Here is a 25043-nt window from a genome sequence, read left to right as displayed (position 1 = left end):
GAGGCTGAATGCTGGATTTTAGCGGTATTGTGAAGACGAGACTGGCGACCGCACTTCTGGCAATACCTCTGCTCTTACCGCTCGGCGCGCGTGCCCAGGAACAGCCCACCTGGCACCATGGTCTTTCGCTCGTCGGCGAGCTCAAATATCCGCCGGGCTTCGAACGCTTCGACTATGTGAACCCCGACGCCCCGAAAGGCGGTGACGTAAGGCTTTCACAGACGGGAACCTTCGACACATTCAATCCGCTCCTCGAAAAGGGTGAGGCGGCCGTTGGCCTGGCGCTCGTTTTCGACACGCTGATGAAGCCCGCCGACGATGAAATTTCGACCGCCTATGGTCTGATTGCCGAAAGCGTTTCCTTTCCGGACGACATTTCGTCCGCGACATTCCGCCTGAGGAAGGAAGCGAAGTGGTCGGACGGCAAACCCGTGACGCCGGAAGACGTGATCTTCAGCTTCGAGAAGGGCAAGGAACTCAATCCGCTTTACCAGAGCTATTACAAGCACGTCGTCGGAGCTGAGAAGACCGGCGAGCAGGAAGTGACGTTCCGCTTCGACGAGAAGAACAATCGCGAGCTGCCGCACATCCTCGGCCAGATCCTGATCGTCCCGAAGCACTGGTGGGAAGCGCCCGGCCCGGACGGAAAGCCGCGCAATATCAATCGCACGACGCTGGAGCCGGTGATCGGCTCGGGCCCCTATCGAATCGGCTCGTTTTCCGCCGGATCGACCATCCGTTACGAGCGAAGGCACGACTATTGGGGTGCAAACCTCAACGTCAATGTCGGTCAGAACAACTTCGACTCCATCACCTACACCTTCTTCGGCGACAGCGGCGTCGAGTTCGAGGCCTTCCGGGCCGGTGACATCGATTTCTGGCGCGAGACCCAGGCGCGCCGCTGGGCGACGGGTTATGACTTTCCGGCCGTCAAGGAAGGACACGTAAAACGCGAGCAAGTGCCGTTCAGGGCGACCGGCGTCATGCAGGCGCTCGTGCCGAACATGCGGCGCAGGCCGTTCGACGACGAGCGTGTGCGCGAGGCCCTCAACTATGCCCTCGATTTCGAGGAGCTGAACCGCACGGTCTTCTTCGATCAATACACGCGCGTGAACAGCTATTTCTTCCTGACGGAGTTGGCCTCCACCGGCCTGCCGGAGGGTCTCGAGCTGGAAATCCTGAACGAGGTCAAGGACAAGGTTCCGGCTGAGGTCTTCACGACGCCCTATGCGAACCCGGTCGGCGGCACGCCACAGAACGCGCGCGACAACTTGCGCAAGGCGATCGCGCTCCTGAAGGAGGCTGGCTTCGAGCTCAAGGGCAACCGTATGGTGAACACGGCGACCGGCAGGCCGTTTTCCTTCGAGATCCTATTGAGCAGCCCGATGCTGGAGCGGGTGGTGCTGCCCTACGCCCAGAACCTCAAGCGGATCGGCATCGAGGCGAGCGTGCGCACCGTCGACCCCTCGCAGTATACGAACCGTGAGCGGGCCTTCGACTACGACATGACCTGGGAAGTCTGGGGGCAGACCCTGAGTCCCGGAAACGAACAGGAGGACTTCTGGGGTTCGAAATCGGCCTCACGCGAGGGTTCGAGAAATTATGCCGGCATCTCCGATCCGGGCGTCGACGCCCTGATCAATCGCGTCATCTTCGCCAAGGACCGCGACACGCTCGTTGCCGCCACGAAGGCCCTCGACCGGGTGCTGCTCGCTCACCATTACGTCGTGCCGCTCTATTACCCGAAGGCGGCAAATATCGCCTATCGCGATACGGTCGGCAAACCCGCGGAACTGCCGAAATACGCAATCGGCTTTCCCGACATCTGGTGGTGGACCGCCGCCGCCGCCGAGCAATGAGACCCTTGCGCTCGAGTTGGCTCTCGATTCCAAATGTAAAAAGCGAATCACTTAAATACGGCAGTGGCCGGGCTCGCAACGCACGGCAAGGAGTATCAGGTATTGAGACGAAATAGACGGCAACCCGAAGCACCGCGGATCGACGGGATCGGCGGCAAGAAGATGCCGAGGTTCGCCTGATGGGTGCCTATATCCTGCGTCGGCTGCTCTTGATGATCCCGACGATCATCGGGATCATGGCAATCTCCTTCGCCGTCGTGCAGTTTGCGCCGGGCGGTCCGGTGGAGCAGGTGATTTCGGAGTTGACGAACGCGGCCGGGTCGGACCGGCTCACCGGCGGCGGTGGCGATCTGCTTCAGAGCGGCGGCGACGAGGGCGGCCGATATCGCGGAGCGCAAGGTCTCGATCCCGAGTTCATCGCAAAGCTCGAGAAGCAGTTCGGCTTCGACAAGCCGCCACTCGAACGCTTCCTGACGATGATGTGGAACTATGCCCGCTTCGATTTCGGCGAGAGCTTCTTTCGCAACACATCGGTCGTCGACCTGATCGTCGACAAGATGCCGGTCTCCATCTCGCTTGGCGTCTGGATCCTCATCTTCTCCTACGCCATTTCGATCCCACTTGGCATCCGGAAGGCCGTGACCGACGGTTCCACCTTCGATGTCTGGACGTCCGGCATCATCATCATCGGCTACGCCGTACCGGGCTTTCTGTTCGGCATCCTCTTGATCGTGGTCTTCGCGGGCGGATCCTTCTTCGACTGGTTCCCTCTGCGCGGTCTCGTCTCGGACAATTTCTATGAGCTGCCCTGGTGGCAGAAGATCCTCGACTACTTCTGGCACATGACGTTGCCGCTGATCACGCTTTTGCTTTCCGCGTTTGCGACGACGACGCTGCTCACCAAGAACTCCTTCATCGACGAAATCAAGAAGCAGTACGTGACGACGGCGCGTGCGAAGGGGTTGGCAGAGCGGCAGGTGCTCTACGGCCACGTCTTCCGCAATGCCATGCTGATCATCATCGCAGGCTTTCCCGGCGCCTTCATCTCCGCCTTCTTCACCGGTTCGTTGTTGATCGAATACATCTTCTCCCTCGATGGGCTCGGCCGGCTCGGCTACGACGCCGTCGTCAAACGCGACTATCCGATCGTCTTCGCGACGCTCTACATCTTCTCGCTGATGGGCCTCTTCGTCAGTCTGATCTCCGACCTGATTTACACCTGGGTCGACCCGCGCATCGACTTCGAGCGGAGGGACGTGTGATGAGTACGGTTACGACGCTTCCCGGTCAGGGGACGACTCCCGCCAAAGGCTGGTTGACGCCGATCGGCCAGCGGCGCTGGCAGAATTTCAAGGCCAACCGCCGCGGCTACTGGTCGCTCTGGATCTTTCTCGTGCTCTTCGGCCTCAGCCTGTTCGCGGAGTTCATCGCCAATGACAGGCCGCTCGTGGCCTCGTACAAGGGCGAGATTCTCTTCCCGGTTCTCGTGAACTATCCCGAGGAAAGGTTCGGCGGATTTCTTGCCGAAACGGACTATCGCTCCGATTTCATCCGAGACGAGATCGAGGCCAACGGCTGGATGATCTGGCCGCCGATCCGCTATTCCTACCAGACGGTCAACTCGAACATTCCCCATTCGGCACCGACGGCACCGTTCTGGCTGATGAGCAAGGAGGAGCGCTGCTCGGCCTACCCGCAAGGTGCCGCCGATCCGGGCTGCACGCTCGGCAACCTAAACTGGCTCGGCACCGACGATCAGGCGCGCGACGTGATGGCGCGGATGATCTACGGCTTCCGCATCTCGGTCCTCTTCGGCCTCGCGCTCACGATCGCGTCTGCCGTGATCGGTGTTTCGGCCGGGGCAGTGCAGGGCTATTTCGGCGGCTGGACCGACCTGCTCCTGCAGCGCTTCATCGAAATCTGGTCGTCGATGCCGGTGCTCTATATCCTGCTGATCATCGCCGCCATCCTGCCGCCCGGTTTCTTCATCCTGCTCGGCATCATGCTGCTTTTCTCCTGGGTCGGTTTTGTCGGCGTGGTCCGGGCGGAGTTCCTGAGAGCCCGCAACTTCGAATATGTGAACGCCGCCCGCGCGCTCGGCGTCGGCAATGGTACGATCATGTACCGCCACCTGCTGCCGAACGCGATGGTCGCCACGCTCACCTTCCTGCCGTTCATTCTCTCCGGCTCGATCACCACGCTGACCTCGCTCGACTTTCTCGGCTTCGGCATGCCGCCGGGTTCGCCCTCGCTCGGCGAGATGATCGCCCAGGGCAAATCCAACCTGCAGGCGCCGTGGCTGGGGCTGACGGCCTTCTCAGCCATGTCGGTCATGCTTTCGCTCTTGATCTTCGTCGGCGAAGCGACACGCGACGCCTTCGACCCAAGAAAGACGTTCCGGTGAGCGCGACGATGACAGAGCCCCTTCTTTCCGTTCGCGATCTTTCCGTCGCCTTTCATCAGGGCGGCGAGACGTCGGTCGCGGTCGACCACATTTCCTTCGACATCAAGCGCGGCGAGACCGTGGCGCTCGTCGGCGAATCCGGCTCGGGCAAGTCGGTGTCGGCAAATTCGATCCTGAAGCTGCTGCCCTACCCGGCCGCAAGCCACCCGAGCGGCGAGATCTTCTTCAACGGCAAGGATCTCCTGAAGGCAACCGACGCGGAACTCAGGCATGTCCGCGGCAACGACATCACGATGATCTTCCAGGAACCGATGACGTCGCTGAACCCGCTGCACACAATCGAGCAGCAGATCGGCGAGATCCTCGATCTCCACCAGGGCATCGAGGGCGCCGCCGCGCGGGCGAAAACGCTCGAACTCCTGAACCAGGTAGGCATCCGAGAGCCGGAGAAGCGACTCGGTGCCTATCCGCACGAGCTTTCCGGCGGCCAGCGGCAGCGCGTGATGATCGCCATGGCGCTCGCCAACCGGCCGGAACTCTTGATCGCCGACGAGCCGACGACGGCGCTCGACGTCACCGTGCAGGCACAGATCCTGGAGCTTCTGAAGTCGCTCAAGGACGAGCACGGCATGTCCATGCTCTTCATCACCCATGACCTCGGCATCGTCCGCAAGATCGCCGACCGGGTCTGCGTCATGACCAAGGGCAAGATCGTCGAAACGGGCCCGACGGCCGAAATCTTCGCCAACCCGCAGCACGCCTATACCCGGCATCTCCTCGCCTCCGAGCCCAAGGGCGAGCCCCCGCCTTCCGATGCCTCGAAGCCGATCGTCATCGAGGCCAAGGACGTGAAGGTCTGGTTCCCGATCAAGGCGGGCTTCATGCGCCGTGTCGTCGATCACGTCAAAGCGGTGGATGGCATCGACCTGACGCTCCGCGCCGGCCAGACGCTCGGCGTTGTCGGCGAGTCCGGCTCGGGCAAGACGACGCTGGGTCTCGCGCTGACACGCCTCATCTCGTCCAAGGGGCGCATCGCCTTTGTCGGCAAGGACATCGACGCCTACAGCTTCCGCGAAATGCGGCCGCTCAGAAACCGGATGCAGGTGGTCTTCCAGGATCCCTATGGTTCGCTCAGCCCGCGCATGTCGATCGCCGACATCATCGGCGAAGGGCTGAAGATCCACGAAAGTGCCCTTTCCGGCGAAGAACGTGACGCGCGCGTCGCCGCCGCCCTTCAGGAGGTCGGGCTCGATCCGGCAACCCGCTGGCGCTATCCGCACGAATTTTCCGGCGGCCAGCGACAGCGCATCGCAATTGCCCGCGCCATGGTGCTGAAGCCGCAATTCGTCATGCTCGACGAGCCGACCTCGGCGCTCGACATGAGCGTGCAGGCGCAGGTGGTCGACCTGCTCCGCGATCTCCAGCGCAAGCACAATCTCGCCTATCTGTTCATCAGCCACGATCTCAAGGTCGTGCGCGCGCTTGCCAACGAGATGATCGTCATGCGGCTCGGCAAGGTGGTCGAACAGGGGCCCGCCGCGCGAATCTTCGAAGCGCCGGGCGAGGACTATACAAGGGCATTGATGGCTGCCGCCTTCAATCTCGAAGCCGTCAACCTCTCCGCCATCCGTCAATAGAGTTCCGAGAATGCCCGCCAAGAGTCCCGTCATCGTCGACCTGAAATTCATTCCGGAAGAGGTTGAGGCCGCCCTCAATGGCGCGTTTCCCGATCGCGAGGTGATCAATCGCGCAGATCCGGCACAAAGGGACCGAGACCTTTCCGGCATCGACTATGCGGTGGTCTGGAAATCGGCTCCCGATCTCTTTTCGCGCGCGCCTGACCTCAAGGTGGTGTTTTCCGGCGGCGCCGGCGTCGACCACGTGTTGACGCTGCCGGGACTGCCGGACGTGCCGCTCGTGCGCTTCGTCGACCGGACGCTGACCACACGCATGAGCGAATGGGTGGTCATGCAGTGCCTCCTGCATTTGCGCCAGCATCGCGCCTACGAGGCCTTGGCTCAGAGGCGGGAATGGCGAGACCTCATCCAGCCGGAGGCTGCCGACGTCACGGTCGGCATCATGGGCATGGGCGTGCTCGGCCAGGACACCGCCCGCAAGCTCGCGGTCATGGGCTTCAATGTGATCGGCTGGTCGCGAACCCAGCGGACGATCGAGGGGATGGACACCTACGGCGCCGCCGATCTCGACGCCTTCCTGGCCCGCACGGACTTTCTCGTCGGCCTGCTGCCACTGACGGCGGAGACCAAAAGCATATTCGATGCCGACCTGTTCGCGAAGCTCAGCCGCAAGGGGCCGTTCGGCGCGCCCGTGTTCATCAATGCCGGACGCGGCGGCAGCCAGGTGGAAGCCGACATCCTGAAAAGCCTAGACTCCGGCATCCTGGGAGCGGCCTCGCTCGACGTCTTCGAGGAGGAGCCTCTCTCGCCGGACAGCCGCTTCTGGACCATGCCCAACGTCTATGTGACGCCGCATGTCGCCGCGTCCTCGGACGTCAAGGCGCTCTTCGCCCATGTCGAGCAGCAGATAGCCCGCCTCGAAAGCGGCCTACCGCTCGAGCACGTCGTCGATAGATTAGCCGGCTACTGATTTATACGCCTTTCAAGGCCGGCGATATCCGGTCGGCTGGTCGTAGAGCCAGCCGATGCGGCGGATCGCGTCCTCCAGTCCCTCGCGTGCGACCGTCATCGTATGGCCGTTGGCGTGAACCAGCGTCTTTTCGTCCTCCATGATCGCGACATGGCCCTTCCAGAAGACGAGGTCTCCGCGGACGAGCTCGTCGCGGCTGATAGCGCGGCCAAGCCCACTCGCCTGCATGTCGGAGTCGCGTGGCGCGTGACTTCCCACCATCTGCATCGCCAGCTGCACGAGGCCGGAGCAATCGATGCCGAAACCGGACCGGCCGCCCCAGAGATAGGGGGTTTCGAGAAAACGCGTAGCAACGCTGACATAGTCGCCGGCGAGCGCCTCACCGGCGGGAACACAATGATTGGCGATGACAGCCAACCCGCCGTCCAGCAGGAAGTACCGCGTGCCACGGGTTTCGGTTTCGCCGACGACAGCGAGCCGGCTGCCCATGGAAAGGGCAAAGGCCTGGGGGAAGCGCAGATCGGCACCGCGATAGACGAGTGTTCGCGGCACCGCGACGATGTCGGTTGCCGAAGCATTCGGAGAACGCAGCACTGCCTCAGGCACATAGCCGACATAGCCGTCGAGATCGGCCTTCACCCATGCCCAGCCGCCCGCAATGTCCAGCACACGCGCGGTCTCCCCGTAAAGCAATTCGGTGTCTGTCCCACAGTCGAGATCGGGCCTTGCCCGTAGCGGGGTCACGGAAACGGAAACCGTTGCAGGCGCGCCTTCGACATAGCGCCGCGCTTCGACAACGCCGCGCAGGCGCTCCTCCGCGAGATCATCGCGATAGGCATTGAGACGGCGATCAGGCAATTGCGACATGGGCAGACTCACAAGGGCAGTTTTCGACCCTGATTGATGATCAGATCGCCGAACTTTTCAAGATAAAGTGCACCTTCGACGGTGCGTTTGATGACGACGTTGCGCCGATCCCTCTCGTCGCGCACCCGGTCGACGAGGCCGAGTGCACCCATGGTATCGAGCGCGCGCGTGATGACCGGCTTCGTCACACCGAGCGTCGCGGCAAGGCCCCTGACCGTGTGCGGTGGCGGAACCAGATAGATCTGCAAGAGGATCGCCATCTGGCGCAGGGTCAGATCGCGACTGTCGACCCGGACCTGTTCAAGCGTCACCGAATGCCAAAGCCCCAAAGCTTGGGAAGGCGTAAGCTCGACCGGCAATGAAGACTCCTGCGCAACGAATGCCTGTACGGATAGCAGGCGATCGTTACGCAAGCGTTTCTTTTGCCACATCATTGTGGTGGCCCTCATCCGCCTGCCGGCACCTTCTCCCCATTTTGATGGGGAGAAGGGACTCGCGGCACCGTCGATATCCCCTCCGCACAGCCGGTGCAGTGTGGCTGAGTGCGCGCAGCCTACCCCTCTGTAATTTCTCATTTGCCGAATCCGCTATTGTTGCGGCTGCGGGATGAGGGGCGCGCAAAAAACGCGTGAATGGCTACGACGCGATGCGACCGATATGATGATAGAGGGCCCGGATCGCCTGTGCTTCGCCACCGATGGGGGAATGCGGGCGCTCGGCCTGTGCCCAGCCGAAAATGTCGAAATGCACCCAGCTCTTCGCATTGGTGACGAAGCGTTTGAGGAAGAGCGCCGCCGTGATCGCGCCACCCATGCCGCCTGCGGGCGCGTTGGTGACATCGGCGATCCGCGCGGAAACATCCTTGTCGTAGCCCATATGGAGCGGCATCCGCCACATCGGATCATCAACGCTGAGGCTCGCTTCGGCAAGATCATGGGCAAGCGCGCCGTCGTCGGTGAAGAACGGCGGCAGATCGGGACCGAGCGCCACGCGCGCAGCGCCCGTCAGCGTCGCCATGTCGATGATGAGGTCAGTCTGCTCCTCGTCGGCATAGGCGAGCGCGTCGGCGAGAATCAGCCGGCCCTCGGCGTCAGTATTATCGATCTGCACCGTCAGGCCTTTGCGGCTCCGGTAGATGTCGCCCGGACGGAAGGCGTTCGACGAGATCGAGTTCTCGACAACCGGAACGATGACGCGCAGATCGACCTTCAGCTTGGCGTCCATGATCATCAGCGCGAGGCCCATAACGTTGGCAGCGCCGCCCATGTCCTTCTTCATGAGCAGCATCGAGGCGGCCGGCTTGATGTCGAGCCCCCCGGTATCGAAGCAGACGCCCTTGCCGACCAGCGTCACCCGTCGGTGACCCTTCTTGCCCCAACGCATCTCGAGAAGCCGCGGCGCCTCGGCGCTGGCGCGGCCGACCGTATGGACCAGCGGGAAATTCTGCGTCAGCAGCGCCTCTCCCGATATCACCGAGACATCGGCCTTGTAGTGGCCGGCAAGCGCCCGGAAGGCCGCTTCCAACGCCTCCGGCCCCATGTCGTTGGTCGGCGTGTTGATGAGGTCGCGCGCCAGAAAGACGCCGGCAAGCTGCCTCTTGATGTCGGTCGCATCCGCGTCGGCGGGGATGAGCAGTGTCGGTGCCTCCGCCTTGGCGGACTTGTAGCGCTCGAAACGATAGGAACCGAGGCCGTAGCCGAGCGCCAGCCGGTTGGCGGTCAACGGGGCCGTTTCGATATGCCACTTGCCGGCAGGCAGTGCGCGGGCAAGCTTGCCGGTCAGGAACGGTGCTTCCGACGGATTGGCGCCGAGGCCGAACAGCGCGCCGCCGAGATGGCCGTCGGATGACGGAATGAGAAGAACGGCACCGGATTCCGCCTTGAACCCTGCCTTCTTCGCCCAGTCGAGCGCGATCGGATCGATGCTCCCCGTTTCGATATGCGCCGGCGTCACCGCGAAGATCGGCAGCGTCTTGCCGGTACTGGTGTTGAACGGCGACGGCCGCTCGATGAACTGATAGGGAGCCATGGAAATCCTCGACTGACAGAAACAGATTGCGTGATTAACGCTCCGTTAGGGTTAACAGATTATTGCTGGAGTGAAAGTTGCGCCGCTGATGTTGGGAGTTCCGGTGCGAACGCATGCTGGGGGCACCACTCATGACCGCTGAAGCCACTTGTTCGTCCTTACTCCCTCGTCTCTTTCAGGGTACCGCCGTCGCGCTTATCGCGCTGTCGCTCGCCGGCTGCGCCGGGCAGCAGAAGAAGGAACTCACCACCGGCTCGATCCCGACGCTCTCGAAACCCGTGCAATCGATGAACGCAACCGAGTTGTCACAGGCGGCGGAAAGCATAGGACAAGCCTACGAGCGCAACCCGAAGGATCGCGAGGCGGGTCTCAACTACGCAAACCTGCTGCGCATGACCGGCCGCAACGAACAAGCACTTGCCGTCATGCAGCAGGTGGCGATCAACCATCCTTCGGATCGCGAGGTGCTCGGCGCCTACGGCAAGGCGCAGGCGGCAGCCGGCCAGCTCGAACAGGCGTTGGCGACGATCAGCCGGGCACAAACACCGGACCGTCCGGATTGGAAGCTTAAATCCGCAGAGGGCGCCGTGCTCGATCAGCTTGGCCGGTCGTCGGAGGCGCGCCTCAGATACCGCGAGGCCCTTGACCTTCGCCCGAACGACCCCTCCGTGCTCTCCAATCTCGGCATGTCCTATCTGTTGACGAAGGATCTCAGGACCGCCGAAACCTATCTCAAATCGGCCGCCGACCAGCCCGGCGCCGACAGCAGCGTGCGGCAGAATCTCGCCCTCGCCGTCGGCCTCCAGGGACGTTTCCAGGAAGCCGAAGCGATCGCCCGTCAGGAATTGACGGCAGAGCAGGCCGAGGCGAACGTCGCCTACCTCAGGTCCATGCTCTCACAGCAAGGCGCCTGGAAGCAGCTCGCCAGGGCCGACGACGGAAATACCAATTAGGCCAAGGCATTTTTACCTTTGCCGCGGACGCTCCACGGCCAAGACACAGGACTCGCCCCTCATCCGGCCTGCTGGCCACCTTCTCCCCGCAAGCGGGCGAAGGAGACTCGCGGCGCGCCCTCAAATCCCCTCTCCCCGCCTGCGGGGAGAGGGCTAGGGTGAGGGGCCGGCGTGCGCGCCGCGCAGACTCGAACAATTGGGCAGTTTTATTACGCGTCTAAAATTTGTCCGCGACCTGGATGCCGGCCGGGCCAAGGATGACGGCCACGAGAACCGGCAGGAAGAAAAGGATCATCGGGACGGTGAGCTTCGGCGGCAGTGCCGCCGCCTTTTTTTCCGCCGCATTCATGCGCTGGTCACGGCTTTCCTGCGCCAGCACGCGCAGGGCCTGCGCCACGGGGGTGCCGTAACGGTCGGCCTGGATCAGCGCCTGAGTCACCGACTTCACATCCTCGATGCCGGTGCGCAAGCCAAGATTTTCAAGCGCGACGCGCCGGTCCGGAAGGAACGAAAGCTCGGCCGTCGTCAGCACCAGTTCCTCGGCGAGCGGCGGCGATTGCGCCGCGATCTCGTCGGCAACGCGACGCATGGCAAGCTCCATGGAGACGCCTGATTCAACGCAGATCAGCAGAAGGTCCAGCGCGTCGGGCCAGGCACGGCGGATCGAATGCTGGCGCTTGGAGACAGCATTGGCGATGAAGATATTCGGCGCATAGAAACCGAGATAAGCAAAGCCCACGGCGAAGAGCAGCCTGAGCATAAGCGGTTTGTCGGCAAAATTCTCCAGCACGAAGATGTAGACGACCGCAATGATCAGGAACAGGAAAGGCAGGCAGAAGCGGGCAAAGAGAAAGGTATTGAGCGCGTTCTGCGACCGATAGCCTGCGGTCTTCAGGCGATTGACCGTGTTGTCGTCCACCAGCGCCTGCTTCAGGTTCAGCCGTTCGACGATCTGCCGCACGGACGTGTTGTTCTGTGCTCGAAGGCTCCCTTTGCCACTGGCGGTCTCGGCGTTCATACGCGCGCGTTCGCGGGCGCGTATCTGCTCGCGTTCGGTCGCCACCGATTTCATCCGCTTCGTCAGATCGCCCTTTTCGAAGAAGGGGACGGCGAGAGAATAGAATGTCGCAAGGACCGCCATCGAGACGAGGACCGCGATGATGATGTTCGGATCGGTCAGTGTTTTTACCCAGGCGTCCACCGAAGCATCCTCAAATGTCGAAATTGATCATGTTTCGCATCACGAAGATGCCGATGCTCATCCAGACGCCGGAAGCACCCATGATGAGGTGGCCGCGCGGATCGGTGAAGAGGATCATCATGTATTCGGGCGACGTGAGATAAACGAGCGTCGCAACGATAAAGGGGAGCGCGCCGATAATGCAGGCGGACGCCTTGGCTTCCATGGACAGGGCACTGACCTTCGCTTTCATCTTCTTGCGCTCGCGCAGGACCTTGGAGAGGTTGCCGAGCGCCTCCGAAAGGTTGCCGCCCGCCTGTGCCTGAATCCCGATCACAATCGCGAAGAAGTTCACTTCCGGCAGGGGAATGCTTTGCATCATGCGGGCGCAGGCTTCCGGCACGGTGAGGCCGACCTGCTGGGATTCGACGACGCGACGAAATTCCGTCTTGACCGGCTCCTGCCCGTCGCTGGCGATCAGCCGCAGCGCGTCGTTCAGCGGCAGACCGGACTTGATCGAGCGAACCATGACATCGAGCGCGTTCGGAAATTCGTCGAGGAACTGCTTGCACCGCCGCTTGATCATGAAGCCAACGATCCAGCGCGGCAAGCCGGCAGCGGCGATCAGCGCGACGCCGACGGCAATCAGGAGTTTGCCACTGGCGATGACTGTCAGCAGAAAGGCAAACAGGCCAAAGAAAGCGCTGAACAAATAGAACTGCGTCACCGACATGGAGAGGTTGGCCTGCGCCAACCGCATCTTCATCGACGGAGCGGCCTTTGCCGACTTTTCCTGCTGCTTCTTTTCGAGCTCCTTCAGCGAATCCTGGACGGATTTGCGCCGTTTCGACATCTCGTTGACGCGATCGCGCGCCGCCTTGATCTTGGTGCGGTCCGTCTCGGCGGCACTGACCCGACGGAAGCGGCCTTCAGCCTTCTTCTCGTTTTCGATGCGCGAGAAGAGCACACCGTAGGCGAGCGCCGCCGCCGCAACCGCGACAAGGCCAGCCAATGCCAGAACGCTAGTGTCTATGCCGAACATCGTCGAACCTGTTTCCTTACGTCAGCGGGCGGAGAGCCGTTCACGTCCTCGGCTCGTCCCGCTCTAGTTCTTTTCCATCGCGTCGAGCGTCGCGGCGAGCCGCTTGTCCTCGTTGAAATAACGTGCGCGGTCCCAGAAATGCGGCCGGCCGATGCCGGTCGAAACGTGGCGGCCAATGATCCGGCCATTGGCGTCCTCGCCGTCGATCTCGTAGCGCATCAGGTCCTGCGTGATGACCACGTCGCCTTCCATGCCGACCACTTCGGTGATGTGGGTGATCCGGCGGGACCCGTCGCGCAGGCGCGAAGCCTGGATGATGACGTCGATCGAGCCCGCGATGATTTCCCGAACCGTCTTGGCCGGCAGCGTATAACCGCCCATGGCAATCATCGATTCCATGCGGCTCAGGCACTCGCGCGGCGTGTTGGCATGGATCGTGCCCATCGAACCGTCGTGACCGGTGTTCATCGCCTGTAACAGGTCGAATACCTCCGGGCCGCGCACTTCGCCGACGATGATGCGTTCGGGGCGCATGCGCAGGCAGTTCTTGATGAGATCCCGCATGGTGATCTCGCCCTCGCCCTCGATGTTCGGCGGACGGGTTTCGAGGCGCACGACATGCGGCTGCTGCAGCTGCAGTTCGGCCGAATCCTCGCAGGTGATGACCCGCTCGTCGGTATCAATATAGCGCGTGAGACAATTGAGCAGCGTTGTCTTGCCCGAGCCGGTGCCGCCGGAAATGACGATGTTGCAGCGCACGCGGCCAATAATCTGCAGGAGAACGGCGCCCTCCGGCGTGATCGATCCGAAACGCACTAACTGTTCCAGCGTCAGCTTGTCTTTCTTGAACTTGCGGATCGTGAGCGCCGTGCCATCGATCGCCAGAGGCGGGGCGATGACGTTGACGCGCGATCCATCGGGCAGGCGCGCGTCGCAGATCGGGCTCGATTCGTCGACGCGGCGGCCCACTTGGCTCACGATACGCTGGCAGATAGACAGCAGTTGTGCGTTGTCGCGAAAGCGGACTTCCGATTCCTGCACCTTGCCGCCGACTTCGATGAAGGTCTGGCCGGCGCCGTTGACCATGATGTCGGCGATGTCGTCGCGCGCAAGCAGCGGCTCCAGCGGGCCATATCCGAGCACGTCGTTGCAGATGTCGTCGAGCAGTTCCTCCTGCTCGGCGATCGACATCGCGAAATTCTTGATTGTGATGATATCGTTGACGATATCGCGAATTTCTTCGCGCGCGCTTTCGGTGTCGAGCTTTGAGAGCTGCGAGAGATCGATCGTGTCGATCAGCGCAGAAAAGACCTGCGATTTGGTGTCGTAATAGTCCTCGTCCCTGGCCGCGCGCCGGCGTGCCGGCGGAGCCGCCGGCTGCGGGCGGGCCGGGGCGACAACGGGTTCGGCGAGAACGGCTGCCACCGGTCGCTCTGCAGCAATCGGCTGTGCGGCCGGCATGGGCGGCGGAACCACAGGGCTCGTCACGCCAGCCTTGCCAAAACCTTCATTTCCGCGTTTGCCAAACATCACTTCAATCCGATTGCTTCATTGCCTATCGCCCGCGGAGCCGGGCAAGCACCTTGCCTAGTCCCCCCTTGCGTGCCTTCTTGATCGTCGCGCGTCCAGTCAGGAGATGCGCGACCTGCGAGAAGGTCTCGGCAACCGGAGACTTCTTGTCGATTTCCGCGATCATGCGTCCGCTGTTGGAGGCGTTGCCGAAGAGGACCGCATCGAAGGCAATAATGGCCGCGGCCTCCAGCTCGAGCGACTCGCAGAACTCGTTCGGTGCGATTTCCGGCCGCTTCGGCATACCCACCTGGTTCAGGATGAGGTGCGGCGCCCTGTCGTTCGGGCGAATTTTCTTCAGCGCGTCGAAGAGGTTCTTGGTGTTTCTGAGGCTGGCGAGATCGGGCACGGCCGTGACGACCACTTCGTCGGCCTCGGCCAGAACCGAGCGCGTCCAATCGGACCATATATGCGGTACGTCAAGGACCGAGACGGGCGCGCTGCGCTGCAGAATTTCGAGGATCGGATGAAAGGCACCTGCCTCGAAATCATAGGCGCGATCGAGCATCGAAGGTGCGGCGAGCAACGACAGATGCTCGGAACATTTCGTCAGCAGACGGTCGAGGAAGACCTCGTCCAGCCGGTCCGGCGCAAAGACCGCTTCCGAAATGCCCTGCGGCGGATCCTGGTCGAAATCGATGTTCGCCGTTCCGTAAGGCAGGTCGAGATCCGCGAGAATGGTCTCTGTCGAAAACAGATTGGAGATGCCCCAGGCGCAATTGTGGGCGATGATCGACGAGCCGCAGCCGCCCTTCGCACCGATGAAAGCAAGGCTGCGCCCCAAAGGCTCAGCCTCGGGGTCGACGAAGATCGCCGAAACGGCCGTCAGGACATCGGCCATCGATACCGGGGCGACCATGTATTCGGAAATGCCGTGGCGGATCAGATCGCGGTAGAGCGCAATGTCGTTGTGGCGGCCGATGATGATCACCTTGGTGCTCGGATCGCAAACTTCCGCCAAGGGCGCGAGTTCGGCGAGCAACGAGCGCGGTTCGGTGCCGGTTTCCAGGATGATCAGGTTTGGCGTCGATACGCTGGCGAACATGTTGGCGGCGGCGGCGATACTGCCGCCGGTGATCCTGAGGCTGACCTTCGCCATGCGACGATCCTGACCGCAACGCTCCATGAGCCGCTGCACGGCGTCGCTCTCGCAGAACGCATGGATCGAAATGCGCGGCAGCGGTCTCAACTGATCGAGGTCGCCCGGGCGCGCGGCGTCGACGGAAAAGTCCGCTGCTCCGCCGCTGTCGATGCTGTATTCAATGGCGCTCATCGTTTTTCCTCGGGCCGATCAATTGAAGATGATTGTCGTGCCGCCGTTGTCCGTGTCCGTACCGCGCCAGGTGTTGATCACTTCGCCACGCTGTTCGGCGTCGATCGGCGACATCTGGCGCGGACCGATGAGATCCGTCGGATTGGCGATCTGGGCGGCGAGATTGGACTGGCTGGCGCAACCGAAATTGTAGTAGTTGCGGTTTTCAAGGGTATTGAGCGTCACATCCTCCGGCCACTCGCCGCAGGGTGCGGTCTGTGCGGCAATCGCTACATAGCTCAGGCGAATGGGGGCCGCGTCGCCGGTTGCACCCGCCTCATAGCCGGTTTCGAGCACTCTCTTCGCCGGCACCCCAACCGCCGCCAACTGGCGGCGGATATCCTTGCGGACGAGGTGGGCGGCATGGCTGTTGACCGATCCGCGCGGCAGCATGATCTGGATGACGCCGGTCGACGCTTGGCGGTATTCCGCGGCAAACCCACGGACGACGTCGCGCGTGCCCTGGGAGAGCCGCGTGTCGCCGGACGCGACGGGAATGTCGATCGTCCGCTCGGCCTCGGCGATGACGATCGGGTGCCGGGTGCGATAGTCGTCCGGGATCGCGCCGGTCGCCAGCTTGTCCTTGGTGCCGCAGCTTGCAAGCAGCCCGGCAACGAGGGCGAGCGCGAGCATGCGACCCGTCGAGCGGGCGGGAAGACGGCTTCGGTCGAGGAACATCCGGGTCTGCCTTTCAGGACTGTTCTGCGTTGTGGTTCGCTTGTTCATGACCCGACCTATTTGTAGATGAAGCCGACATTGCCGTGATAGCGACCGACCGGTGCCGGTGCCTCCGGCCGTCCGTAGATCCGGTTGACGCGACCAAGGAAGAAGCTTTCGAGATCGTTGGCCGGATTGAAGTTGTCGTCCGGACGCGATAGCGCTGCACGGGCAACCGGGCGTACCAGATAGGGCGTCGCGATGATGACGAGTTCCGTCTCGTTGCGCTGGAAATCCTTGCTGCGGAACAGCGTACCGAGGATCGGGATTTTCGCAGCGCCGGGCAGACCCGACATCGCCTGGCGGATATTGTCCTGCACCAGACCGGCTATGACGATCGAGCCGCCGGACGGGAGTTCGACGCTCGTCTCGGCCTCGCGCCGACGAATTCCGAGGAAGGTATTGCCGGGGATATTGACCGTGCCGTTGCCGGTTACGACCGAGCCCTCGTAGGTCGGCTCCGAAACGTCTGTCTGTATCTGGAGGCTTATGCGACCGGGACCCAGAACAACCGGCTTGAAGTTCAGCCGGATGCCGTATTCGACATCGGTCACGTCACGGCTGACTGTGGTGTCGCCGGTATCTTCGTCCCTGCCAACGTCCTGCACACCCGCAAGTCGAAACTCGCCCCCTACGTAGAACTTTGCTTCTTGGCCAGAGATCGCGGTCAGGCTCGGCTCGGCGAGCGTGCGCATGACACCCGCCTGTTCCATGGCGTTGATATAGCTCGAAATGGTCGTGCCGCCGATCGATCCCTTGATGAGAGCATTCGCCCCCACACTGATCGCGTCACCGAGATTGGCAGGATTGCGGAAACTAATACCGCTTTCGCCGTCGGATACACGACCGTTGAAGCCGAGCTGCTTCAACACCTGCCTGCTGACCTCGGCAACCGTAACCTTCAATGTCACCTGGTCGTCACCTTCGATCGTCAGCAAATTGACGATCTGCGAGGTTTGGCGGTCCTCCGCGAATATATCCGCGTCGCCGTTGTTGCCCTGGGCGGTGATGTTGCGGGTCGTCGCTTCACCGCCTTTCAGAAATGCCCGGGCAAGGTCGACGGCCCGGGTAGAATCGAGCGGCGTGCGGACGGTGCCGGTCAGGACGACGTTGTCCGAGATGATTTCGACATTGATGTCGGCATCCGGAATGAAGCGCCGCAGGTTCCCTTCGAGACCTGCGACATCGCGCTCGACCGCAACCTCAAGACTGACGATTTCCTCGCCATTCGGCCCAAAGACGAAAATATTCGTCTGGCCAACGGCCTTGCCGAACAAATAGATGCGCCGGGAGGTGCGGGTGACCGCATCGGCAAGCGACGGATCGGCCACCAGGATATCGTGGGCATCCGTCGGGAGATCGACGACGACGGCCTTGTTGAGACCGAGATTGATCGTTTTCTTGGCGCCCGGGCCGCTTTCCGCGATTCTGACGACCGACGATGCGGCCGCCTCAGCCGGAGGCACGACCGGCAGCGCCATGCCCGAGAACGTCAGGCAGAACGACAGGCCCGCTGCGACCGACGTTCGAAATATGTTTCCGTTCCGCTTCACCTTGCGCCCCATTCGATCATCATTTCTCGTTCTGGACTGCGGCAGCATCGTTCTTGACGATGGAGCCCGACTTGATGACTTGAATGCTCGGTTGACCGTCGCCGCTCAAGAGATAGTCGGCAGCGTTGGTATCGGCCTCCTGCGCATCGGCGACGCTGCGAAGCGCCAGCGAAATGCGCTCGGCCATCTGCTGCGCAACCGTCATGACCTTGGATTGATCCGGCGTCAGTTCGAGCGTCGCGGTGGTACCGACAACCGATTTCGAACCGTCGTCCTTCTCTTCGACCTGCTGATCGATCGCCAGCACCCGGACGTTGCTCAGCACGGTTTCGGTCAGGTAGATGTCGCTGTCGGACTTGCGCACCATGATGACGTCGACGCGGTCGTTCGGCAGGATGAAGCCGCCCGCCCCCGTTGCGACGGTGATTTCCGTTGCAACGGCCCGCTTTCCGGCGGGCAACAGCGACGACATGATGCGGCTCGAAGAATCGGCGATTTTTTCCTGGCGGACCGGCTCACCGGTAAAGATCGGCAGGCGCACGACGGCGCCCGATAGGTCGTCGACCGCGCCCGGCCGATTTTCCTCGGTAATCAGTCCTTCGACGATACCGTCTTTCGGCCAGGCCATCCAATGGATCGAATCGGCTCCGAGCCGCGAACCGACCGGCAGGCTCTTGCTGGCGACCAGCACGTTGACCGTCGGCGCCTGCTCGATAACCGGTTCAGCCGTCTGCTGCACGGGGCCACGGGTCAGCTTCATCGCGAGCAGCCCGGCCATGGCAGCCGAAATCACGGCCACCGCCAGAATGATGATGCGCACCGGTTTCATGATCTTCCCCAAGCCCCAAGAAATGCCCTTGGCCAGATTGATCAGGAATTGGTGTAATTATGGTTAACGAGCCGGATACGGACGTGGTTAACGAATGCTTGCGCGGATCGATTTCGCGAGCGGCAGGCGGGATTTCATGGAAGCTGCGCCAAGGTGGCCTGCATTAGCGGTGACGAGGGATAGGCCGCAAAACCACCAAGCGCAATAGCTATGCCGTACGGGATCTTCTTGGCAGTCAGAAGCAAGCGCGGCACCGGGATGCCGGCGGCGAGGATTCTGTCCTCCTGCCTACGCAGGAACAGCACCAGGAGCGTCAGCAGCCCGCCGGCTACGGAGACATAGAGAAGAAACCCGGCGAGCGACGCATTCAAGCCAAACCAGATGGCACTGGCGCTAAGGAGCTTCGCATCCCCACCGCCCATGACGTTTGCGGCAAAAAGACAGAAACAGACAGCAAAGACCAGGGCCGCTGCGGAGATATGAAGGCCGATCTCGCCAATAGCGAGCTCCGAGGCAAGGGCAACAGCGACGAAAGTTCCCAGCAAGATCACGGAGATGCGGTTCGGAATTGCCATTGTGAACAGATCCGAGAACGCAGCAAAGGCGAGGCAAAGCGGAAAGATCACAAAGATCGCTGCTTCAATCATCCGCTTCCCTCGGTCAGACGTTCTGATCCTATGTATTTCGTCCGGCTCGACCGCGTAACCTTCCGCCGCGATCTCCAATGGTAAAGACCGCCTTCTTCGAAGGCGGTCTACTGCAACTATCGAACGGAGCGCTTGTTACGGGGCTGCGTCGACGCTGAGGAACGTGCTCAGGTTCTGAAACTGGCTGTTCAGGCTGGTCCCAAGCGAGGTAGCGCCGGTGATCAATGCTACGGAGATCAAGGCTGCGATCAGGCCGTATTCGATGGCGGTTGCACCGGACTCGTCCTTCAGCAGGCGTGCGAAAATCGTCTTCATGGTGATTCTCCTACTTCACGTGTTTGTTGTTCAGCACTTCCGCCAACTGTTTGCCGTTGATCGGATGACAGGACGCTACAGGGCGCGAATTGCCATCGGCTTAAGGAAACCGGTTACCGTGAAGTTAAGCGGCCATCCCGCTTTCCGGGGTAAATGTGCAAGAACGGGATGCCTTAAATTGCCGCGCACCGGCGTAACGTTTCATTCACCAAAAGAGGCGAAGATGCGCCAGATATCTCGTCAGGAAGCACCATGGACACGCTCCTCCCGCACAAGTGGATCGCCACGCTCACATTCGGCGCCGCGCTCGTCGCCGTGTTCGCGCCGGTCGCCACGCACGCTCAGGAACAGATGATGCGCGTTTATATGGATCACGCGCGCGTGCTGAAGCTCGACCGCCCGGTGAGCAAGGTGATCATCGGCAATTCGGAAGTCGCCGATGCGACGGTCGCGGACTCGAAGACGATCGTGCTGACGGGGCGCAACTTCGGCACAACCAATCTCGTGATCCTCGACCAGGACGGAAACGCGATCGTCGACGAACGCATCCTGGTTTCGATCGACGAAGGCAATACCGTGCGTGTCTACAAGCAGACTTCGCGCACGGTCCTTTCCTGCACGCCAAACTGCGAGCGGCACGCCGAGCGTCAAGGATCGGCGGCACGCACAAACTAGCGCGACCACAAGAATTCAAGATCGCTAAAATTCTTCCGATCGTCGCAAACGAAATTTCAACACTCCCGCTTTAATTTTCGCCGATCGGACGTTGCATGACGGAACGGCGCAATGGCGACTGAGCGAAAGGCATCATCTTTGCGGAACCGCGCGCCGCGCGGCCTATTTGGTCGTCTGCTTGGCGATCGTGGGGGTGCGACGGCGATGGAGTTCGCGCTCCTGGCTCTCCCCTTCTGCGTGATCATCTTCGCATCGATCGAAACCTTCGTCGCCTTTGCCGGCGAACAACTGCTCGCCAACGCGACGGATACGCTGGCGCGGAAAATCCGCACCGGCGAAATCACGTTCAACCAGGGCAAACCGACTGACATGACCCAGGCACAGTTCCGCCAGGCCTTCTGCGATGAGATCGCCATCATGATGACGTGCTCAGCGACGGAGGTGGCGCAGCCGGCAAAGCTCTACCTCGATGTCCGTAACATCGCTGACCTGAGCAATTTTCCGGATGCGGTGCCAAGATCAGGCTCCGATCTCGACACCAGCGGCTTTCTGTTTGCCCCTGGAGGCCCTCGGGATTTCACCATGGTGCGTGCTTACTACCGCTGGGAAGTAATGACCGACCTCGTCCGCCCCCTCGTCACCAAGTTGCGGCCCGCCGGCGACAGTATGCCGCGTGATTATCTGATGGTCGCAACAGCAACGTTCCTCAACGAAGACTATTGAGGCCGTCATGGGACGCTTTCCTGGATTCTCGCTTGCTCGGCGCGCTCTGAACCCGCTCCACCGCCTGATGATCGACCGGCGCGGCGTCGGCGCCGTGGAATTCGCCATCGTCGCCCCGCTCCTGATCGCCGCCTATATCGGAGCATTCGAGCTTTCGCTCGGATTCTCCGTTGCACGTAAGGTTGCGCGCGCGTCGAGCGCGGTGAGCGACATCGTTTCCCAGGAGCAGGATGTCGACAAGGCTTTCCTGGACGACATGAAGAACGTCGCAAAGAATATTCTCGTGCCCTACGACAGTTCCGACTACGACCTGAAAATTACCGGCATCGAGGTTACCGGAACGACGGAAGGCAAAGTTGTCTGGTCCCGCGGCTGGTCGGACGCGAGCGAGAGCGCGACGGTGCCTTACGCGGTCAATTCGGTCACGACCGTTCCTGCGGACCTGGATGCGGTGAACGCATTCGTGATTCGCACGGAACTGATCGTCAATCACCAGCTTACGCTTTTTGGGCCGGAGGCCGGAGGCACAATCCCGCTCTCCAAGACGTCCTATTATCGCCAACGCTTTGGCGACACGATCAAATGCACGGACTGCTGACGGCCGCTTGGCGGCGTCAATTGCAATGCGCGCTTCCTCGCGCTATTCCTCCCGGATTGCGCGGGTCACTCCCGCGCGGGCAAGCAGCACCGGATCGCGGTTCTTCGTGACGCGCTCCGGATAACCGGGTGTCTCATGGCGCGTGCATTCCTTTTCGTACTCGATTCCTTCGGCATCGGCGGTGCGCCGGATGCGGACGCTTTCGGCGACCTCGGAGCTGACACGCTAGGCCACATCGCCGAATTTTGCGCTGCCGGCGCCGGTGATCGCGCGGGCCTGCGCGAAGGGCCGCTGCAACTGCCGAATATGTCCGCGCTCGGGCTGATGCATTCCGCGAAACTCGCAACCGGGCGCCTGCCCGCCGGCATGCCGCTGCCGGAGCGGGTATACGGCGTCTATGGCGCCGCCAGCGAAACCTCGCGCGGCAAGGACACGCCATCCGGCCATTGGGAAATCGCCGGCACGCCGGTGATGTTCGACTGGGGTTATTTCCCTTCGGAGGGAGACGCCTTTCCCGCCGAACTCGTCGAGGCGATCTGCCGCGAGGGCAATATTCCCGGCATACTCGGCAACTGCCATGCCTCCGGCACCGAGATCATCGCCCGGTTCGGCGAGGAGCATCGGCGGAGCGGAAAACCGATCTGTTACACCTCGTCCGATTCCGTCTTCCAGATCGCCGCGCATGAACAGAGCTTCGGGCTCGATCGGTTGCTGGAGCTATGTCAGGTGGTCCGCCGCCTTGTCGACGACTACAATATCGGCCGCGTCATCGCCCGGCCGTTCGTCGGCGACAGTCCGCAGAATTTCACGCGCACCGGCAATCGCCGCGACTATTCGGTGCTGCCGCCGGAACCGACGGTTCTCGACCGCCTGAAAGAGGCCGGACGCAAGGTCCACGCCGTCGGCAAGATCGGCGATATCTTCGCGCATCAGGGCGTGACGAAGCTGACCAAAGCCAATGGAAACATGGCGCTTTTCGATGCAAGCCTCGCGGCGATCGAGGAGGCCGAAGACGGCGATCTCGTCTTCACCAACTTCGTGGATTTCGACATGCTCTATGGTCATCGCCGCGACGTGCCGGGTTACGCCGCCGCGCTCGAAGCCTTCGATGCGCGCCTGCCGGACCTCGACCGTCGCCTCAAGCCCGGCGATATTGTCATCCTGACCGCCGATCATGGTTGCGATCCGACCTGGCGGGGAACCGACCACACGCGCGAACGCGTGCCGGTGCTGATGTTCGGTCCCTCGTTGCGCAGCCGCTCCTTCGGTGTTGCAAACACATTCGCGCATATCGGCGAGACCGTTGCCAGGCACCTTGGCATCGCGCCAGGCCCGCATGGGAGAAGCCTCATTTGACCCTCCATCTGAAGAAAGCCGAACTGCATTGCCATATCGAGGGCGCGACGCCGCCGGAACTCGCGCTGAGGCAAGCCAGGAAATACGGGGTCGACACCAGCGCGATCATCCGTGACAAGGCCTATGTCTGGGACGATTTCACCAGTTTCGTCAGGTGCTACGATGCCGTCGCGTCGCTGTTCCGGACAGAAGGCGACTACGCGCTTCTCGCCGAGGCCTATCTGACCGAGCTCGCCGAAGCGGGCACGATCTACAGCGAGATCATCGTTTCGCCGGACCACGGCAACACGGTCGGCCTCGGCGCCGACGCCTACATCGAAGGTCTTGCCGCCGGCATGGATGCGGCAAGGGCAAAGACGGGCATCGAATCGCGCATGCTGATCACCGGCATTCGCCACTTGGGGCCGGAGGCTGTGATCAGGACCGCGGAATATGCGGCCAGGCTGCGGCATCCGCTCGTCACCGGCTTCAACCTCGCGGGCGAGGAAAGAATGCACAGCGTTGCCGAATTTGCGCGCGCCTTCGATATCGTCCGCGATGCAGACCTCGGGCTCACGATCCACGCGGGCGAACTTTCCGGCGCTTTCAGCGTGCGCGATGCATTGGATCACGTGCGGCCAGCCCGGATCAGCCATGGTGTGCGGGCGATCGAGGACGAAGATCTTGTAAAGCGGCTGGCCGACGAAGGCGTCGTTCTTGAAGTCTGCCCCGGCTCCAACATTTCGCTCAAGGTCTTTCCAGACTTTGCATCGCATCCTCTCAAGGCGTTGTACACTGCCGGTGTGCGCGTCACGCTCAACTCCGACGATCCGCCGTTCTTCCACACGTCGCTGGCGCAGGAATACGACATCGCATCGACGGTCATGGGTTTCGAGGACAGCGAGATAAACGGGATGACGAGGACGGCGATCGAGGCCGCCTTCGTCGACGAGGCGACAAGACAGAGGCTGCTCGCCACTCTCTGACGGTTCCAATCGGGGAAGGCCGGGAAGAGCCTGCAACACCCTTGCAGGGTCGGCTCTTTCCATGGAAAAGAGGCCCATGTCCAAAAATTTTTGAGGGAAGAGCCATGGACGGCGTCACAGTGATCGATCATCCGCTTGTGCAGCACAAGCTGACCATCATGCGCAAGAAGGAAACGTCGACGGCAGGCTTTCGCAGGCTGCTTAGGGAAATCTCGACGCTGCTCTGCTACGAGGTGACACGCGACCTCGAACTCACCATGGAGCGCATCGAAACGCCGTTGATGGAGATCGACGCACCCATTCTCGAAGGCAAGAAGCTCGTCTTCGCATCGATCCTGCGCGCGGGCAACGGGCTGCTCGAAGGCATGCTTGAACTCGTGCCTTCGGCGCGCGTCTCGCATATCGGCGTCTATCGCGACCACGAGACGCTGCAGCCGGTCGAATATTATTTCAAGGCGCCGGACAGCCTGGCGGAGCGTCTCGTCATCGTCGTCGACCCGATGCTCGCCACCGGCAATTCCTCGATTGCCGCCATCGACAAGCTGAAGGAACGAGGCGCGAAGAACATCCGCTTCCTCTGCCTGCTCGCGGCGCCGGAAGGTATCCGCAACTTTCAGTCCGCCCATCCGGATGTGGCGATCTTCACGGCGGCGATCGACAGCCACCTCAATGAAAAGGGCTATATCGTGCCCGGCTTGGGGGATGCGGGCGACCGCATGTACGGGACAAAATAGTTTTTCTTAACCACATCATAAGACAGGTGTGCGGCCGCCGGTTTTCCCGGCGGCTTTTTTGCGTCCCGTTAGCGATCGTCTGTTCAGATGGGCGGAGCGCGTGCGGTCGC

24 protein-coding genes are annotated in these 25043 nt (G+C 61.8%); 12 read left to right on the top strand and 12 right to left on the bottom strand.

The window, feature by feature from the left end; genetic code table 11:
* The first annotated feature begins 8 nt into the window (after positions 1–8).
* From RB548_RS19345 to RB548_RS19325, 5 genes are all read left to right on the top strand, one after another.
* Positions 9–1859 carry an extracellular solute-binding protein gene (locus RB548_RS19345; RefSeq protein WP_331372813.1) on the top strand — a complete coding sequence of 617 codons (1851 nt, stop codon included), beginning with the start codon at positions 9–11 and terminating at the stop codon, positions 1857–1859.
* A 179-nt stretch (positions 1860–2038) separates the two neighbouring features.
* A complete protein-coding gene (locus RB548_RS19340; protein WP_331372812.1) occupies positions 2039–3121 on the top strand; it encodes a microcin C ABC transporter permease YejB in 1083 nt (360 codons plus the stop codon).
* On the top strand, positions 3121–4263 hold the full coding sequence (locus RB548_RS19335) for an ABC transporter permease (RefSeq protein WP_331372811.1): 1143 nt from the start codon (positions 3121–3123) through the stop codon (positions 4261–4263). The genes RB548_RS19340 and RB548_RS19335 overlap by 1 nt, the downstream gene beginning before the upstream one ends.
* Before the next feature lie 8 nt (positions 4264–4271).
* Positions 4272–5900 (top strand): ABC transporter ATP-binding protein, encoded by a 1629-nt coding sequence (locus RB548_RS19330; RefSeq protein ID WP_331372810.1) that lies wholly within the window; start codon positions 4272–4274, stop codon positions 5898–5900.
* Positions 5901–5910: 10 nt separating this feature from the next.
* Positions 5911–6870 (top strand): 2-hydroxyacid dehydrogenase, encoded by a 960-nt coding sequence (locus RB548_RS19325; RefSeq protein ID WP_331372809.1) that lies wholly within the window; start codon positions 5911–5913, stop codon positions 6868–6870.
* A gap of 12 nt (positions 6871–6882) precedes the next feature.
* On the opposite strand, the gene RB548_RS19320 is transcribed toward RB548_RS19325, so the two are convergent.
* The 3 genes from RB548_RS19320 to RB548_RS19310 all read right to left on the bottom strand — a co-directional run bounded on the left by RB548_RS19320 (position 6883) and on the right by RB548_RS19310 (position 9765).
* Positions 6883–7737 carry a C40 family peptidase gene (locus tag RB548_RS19320; protein WP_331372808.1) on the bottom strand — a complete coding sequence of 285 codons (855 nt, stop codon included), beginning with the start codon at positions 7735–7737 and terminating at the stop codon, positions 6883–6885.
* Positions 7738–7745: 8 nt separating this feature from the next.
* On the bottom strand, positions 7746–8096 hold the full coding sequence (locus tag RB548_RS19315) for a MarR family transcriptional regulator (protein WP_331372807.1): 351 nt from the start codon (positions 8094–8096) through the stop codon (positions 7746–7748).
* Between the two features lie 277 nt (positions 8097–8373).
* Entirely contained in the window at positions 8374–9765 is a 1392-nt protein-coding gene (locus tag RB548_RS19310; protein WP_331372806.1) for a leucyl aminopeptidase family protein, read from the bottom strand.
* A gap of 131 nt (positions 9766–9896) precedes the next feature.
* Here RB548_RS19310 and RB548_RS19305 point away from each other — a divergent pair, with 131 nt between their 5' ends.
* Complete coding sequence (locus tag RB548_RS19305; protein WP_331372805.1) at positions 9897–10718, top strand: tetratricopeptide repeat protein; 822 nt, start codon at positions 9897–9899, stop codon at positions 10716–10718.
* Between the two features lie 217 nt (positions 10719–10935).
* On the opposite strand, the gene RB548_RS19300 is transcribed toward RB548_RS19305, so the two are convergent.
* The 9 genes from RB548_RS19300 to RB548_RS19260 form a co-directional block, all read right to left on the bottom strand.
* On the bottom strand, positions 10936–11859 hold the full coding sequence (locus RB548_RS19300; protein WP_408642426.1) for a type II secretion system F family protein: 924 nt from the start codon (positions 11857–11859) through the stop codon (positions 10936–10938).
* 70 nt (positions 11860–11929) lie between these two features.
* Positions 11930–12940, bottom strand: coding sequence for a type II secretion system F family protein (locus tag RB548_RS19295; protein ID WP_331372803.1), 1011 nt, complete (start codon positions 12938–12940; stop codon positions 11930–11932).
* A 63-nt stretch (positions 12941–13003) separates the two neighbouring features.
* A complete protein-coding gene (locus tag RB548_RS19290) occupies positions 13004–14470 on the bottom strand; it encodes a CpaF family protein (RefSeq protein WP_331372802.1) in 1467 nt (488 codons plus the stop codon).
* A 25-nt stretch (positions 14471–14495) separates the two neighbouring features.
* A complete protein-coding gene (locus tag RB548_RS19285; protein ID WP_331372801.1) occupies positions 14496–15782 on the bottom strand; it encodes an AAA family ATPase in 1287 nt (428 codons plus the stop codon).
* An 18-nt stretch (positions 15783–15800) separates the two neighbouring features.
* Positions 15801–16547, bottom strand: coding sequence for a CpaD family pilus assembly protein (locus RB548_RS19280; protein ID WP_408642386.1), 747 nt, complete (start codon positions 16545–16547; stop codon positions 15801–15803).
* An 8-nt stretch (positions 16548–16555) separates the two neighbouring features.
* The gene (locus RB548_RS19275) at positions 16556–18103 is read right to left on the bottom strand and encodes a type II and III secretion system protein family protein (RefSeq protein ID WP_331372800.1); all 1548 of its coding nucleotides are present in this window, start codon (positions 18101–18103) and stop codon (positions 16556–16558) included.
* Positions 18104–18110: 7 nt separating this feature from the next.
* On the bottom strand, positions 18111–18920 hold the full coding sequence (cpaB, locus tag RB548_RS19270; protein ID WP_331372799.1) for a Flp pilus assembly protein CpaB: 810 nt from the start codon (positions 18918–18920) through the stop codon (positions 18111–18113).
* Positions 18921–19054: 134 nt separating this feature from the next.
* On the bottom strand, positions 19055–19567 hold the full coding sequence (locus RB548_RS19265; protein ID WP_331375021.1) for an A24 family peptidase: 513 nt from the start codon (positions 19565–19567) through the stop codon (positions 19055–19057).
* A gap of 135 nt (positions 19568–19702) precedes the next feature.
* Positions 19703–19882 carry a Flp family type IVb pilin gene (locus RB548_RS19260; RefSeq protein WP_331372798.1) on the bottom strand — a complete coding sequence of 60 codons (180 nt, stop codon included), beginning with the start codon at positions 19880–19882 and terminating at the stop codon, positions 19703–19705.
* 252 nt (positions 19883–20134) lie between these two features.
* Between RB548_RS19260 and RB548_RS19255 the strand changes: the two genes are divergently transcribed.
* The 6 genes from RB548_RS19255 (at position 20135) to upp (ending at position 24933) form a co-directional block, all read left to right on the top strand.
* On the top strand, positions 20135–20557 hold the full coding sequence (locus RB548_RS19255; RefSeq protein WP_331372797.1) for a pilus assembly protein N-terminal domain-containing protein: 423 nt from the start codon (positions 20135–20137) through the stop codon (positions 20555–20557).
* A 111-nt stretch (positions 20558–20668) separates the two neighbouring features.
* Positions 20669–21280 carry a TadE/TadG family type IV pilus assembly protein gene (locus RB548_RS19250; RefSeq protein WP_331372796.1) on the top strand — a complete coding sequence of 204 codons (612 nt, stop codon included), beginning with the start codon at positions 20669–20671 and terminating at the stop codon, positions 21278–21280.
* Positions 21281–21287: 7 nt separating this feature from the next.
* On the top strand, positions 21288–21878 hold the full coding sequence (locus tag RB548_RS19245) for a TadE/TadG family type IV pilus assembly protein (RefSeq protein ID WP_331372795.1): 591 nt from the start codon (positions 21288–21290) through the stop codon (positions 21876–21878).
* A gap of 135 nt (positions 21879–22013) precedes the next feature.
* Positions 22014–23234 (top strand): phosphopentomutase, encoded by a 1221-nt coding sequence (locus tag RB548_RS19240; RefSeq protein WP_331372794.1) that lies wholly within the window; start codon positions 22014–22016, stop codon positions 23232–23234.
* Positions 23231–24199: an adenosine deaminase gene (locus RB548_RS19235; RefSeq protein ID WP_331372793.1), complete on the top strand. Its 969-nt coding sequence runs from the start codon at positions 23231–23233 to the stop codon at positions 24197–24199. The genes RB548_RS19240 and RB548_RS19235 overlap by 4 nt, the downstream gene beginning before the upstream one ends.
* A gap of 104 nt (positions 24200–24303) precedes the next feature.
* The gene (gene upp / locus RB548_RS19230; RefSeq protein ID WP_331372792.1) at positions 24304–24933 is read left to right on the top strand and encodes a uracil phosphoribosyltransferase; all 630 of its coding nucleotides are present in this window, start codon (positions 24304–24306) and stop codon (positions 24931–24933) included.
* Positions 24934–25043 lie beyond the last annotated feature (110 nt).

The sequence above is a fragment of the Sinorhizobium chiapasense genome (genome assembly GCF_036488675.1).
Lineage (GTDB): Bacteria > Pseudomonadota > Alphaproteobacteria > Rhizobiales > Rhizobiaceae > Sinorhizobium > Sinorhizobium chiapasense.
This window is presented reverse-complemented; position numbering and strand designations above follow the sequence as displayed.

What these genes read in the sequence shown, in the direction of transcription:
- RB548_RS19345 (WP_331372813.1), top strand. Translation starts at nt 9, where the DNA reads ATGCTGGATTTTAGCGGTATTGTGAAGACGAGACTGGCGACCGCACTT.
- RB548_RS19340 (WP_331372812.1), top strand. Translation starts at nt 2,039, where the DNA reads ATGGGTGCCTATATCCTGCGTCGGCTGCTCTTGATGATCCCGACGATC.
- RB548_RS19335 (WP_331372811.1), top strand. Translation starts at nt 3,121, where the DNA reads ATGAGTACGGTTACGACGCTTCCCGGTCAGGGGACGACTCCCGCCAAA.
- RB548_RS19330 (WP_331372810.1), top strand. Translation starts at nt 4,272, where the DNA reads ATGACAGAGCCCCTTCTTTCCGTTCGCGATCTTTCCGTCGCCTTTCAT.
- RB548_RS19325 (WP_331372809.1), top strand. Translation starts at nt 5,911, where the DNA reads ATGCCCGCCAAGAGTCCCGTCATCGTCGACCTGAAATTCATTCCGGAA.
- RB548_RS19320 (WP_331372808.1), bottom strand. Translation starts at nt 7,737, where the DNA reads ATGTCGCAATTGCCTGATCGCCGTCTCAATGCCTATCGCGATGATCTC.
- RB548_RS19310 (WP_331372806.1), bottom strand. Translation starts at nt 9,765, where the DNA reads ATGGCTCCCTATCAGTTCATCGAGCGGCCGTCGCCGTTCAACACCAGT.
- RB548_RS19305 (WP_331372805.1), top strand. Translation starts at nt 9,897, where the DNA reads ATGACCGCTGAAGCCACTTGTTCGTCCTTACTCCCTCGTCTCTTTCAG.
- RB548_RS19300 (WP_408642426.1), bottom strand. Translation starts at nt 11,859, where the DNA reads ATGGCGGTCCTTGCGACATTCTATTCTCTCGCCGTCCCCTTCTTCGAA.
- RB548_RS19295 (WP_331372803.1), bottom strand. Translation starts at nt 12,940, where the DNA reads ATGTTCGGCATAGACACTAGCGTTCTGGCATTGGCTGGCCTTGTCGCG.
- RB548_RS19290 (WP_331372802.1), bottom strand. Translation starts at nt 14,470, where the DNA reads ATGTTTGGCAAACGCGGAAATGAAGGTTTTGGCAAGGCTGGCGTGACG.
- RB548_RS19285 (WP_331372801.1), bottom strand. Translation starts at nt 15,782, where the DNA reads ATGAGCGCCATTGAATACAGCATCGACAGCGGCGGAGCAGCGGACTTT.
- RB548_RS19280 (WP_408642386.1), bottom strand. Translation starts at nt 16,547, where the DNA reads ATGAACAAGCGAACCACAACGCAGAACAGTCCTGAAAGGCAGACCCGG.
- RB548_RS19275 (WP_331372800.1), bottom strand. Translation starts at nt 18,103, where the DNA reads ATGGGGCGCAAGGTGAAGCGGAACGGAAACATATTTCGAACGTCGGTC.
- cpaB (WP_331372799.1), bottom strand. Translation starts at nt 18,920, where the DNA reads ATGAAACCGGTGCGCATCATCATTCTGGCGGTGGCCGTGATTTCGGCT.
- RB548_RS19265 (WP_331375021.1), bottom strand. Translation starts at nt 19,567, where the DNA reads ATGATTGAAGCAGCGATCTTTGTGATCTTTCCGCTTTGCCTCGCCTTT.
- RB548_RS19260 (WP_331372798.1), bottom strand. Translation starts at nt 19,882, where the DNA reads ATGAAGACGATTTTCGCACGCCTGCTGAAGGACGAGTCCGGTGCAACC.
- RB548_RS19255 (WP_331372797.1), top strand. Translation starts at nt 20,135, where the DNA reads ATGGACACGCTCCTCCCGCACAAGTGGATCGCCACGCTCACATTCGGC.
- RB548_RS19250 (WP_331372796.1), top strand. Translation starts at nt 20,669, where the DNA reads ATGGCGACTGAGCGAAAGGCATCATCTTTGCGGAACCGCGCGCCGCGC.
- RB548_RS19245 (WP_331372795.1), top strand. Translation starts at nt 21,288, where the DNA reads ATGGGACGCTTTCCTGGATTCTCGCTTGCTCGGCGCGCTCTGAACCCG.
- RB548_RS19240 (WP_331372794.1), top strand. Translation starts at nt 22,014, where the DNA reads ATGGCGCGTGCATTCCTTTTCGTACTCGATTCCTTCGGCATCGGCGGT.
- upp (WP_331372792.1), top strand. Translation starts at nt 24,304, where the DNA reads ATGGACGGCGTCACAGTGATCGATCATCCGCTTGTGCAGCACAAGCTG.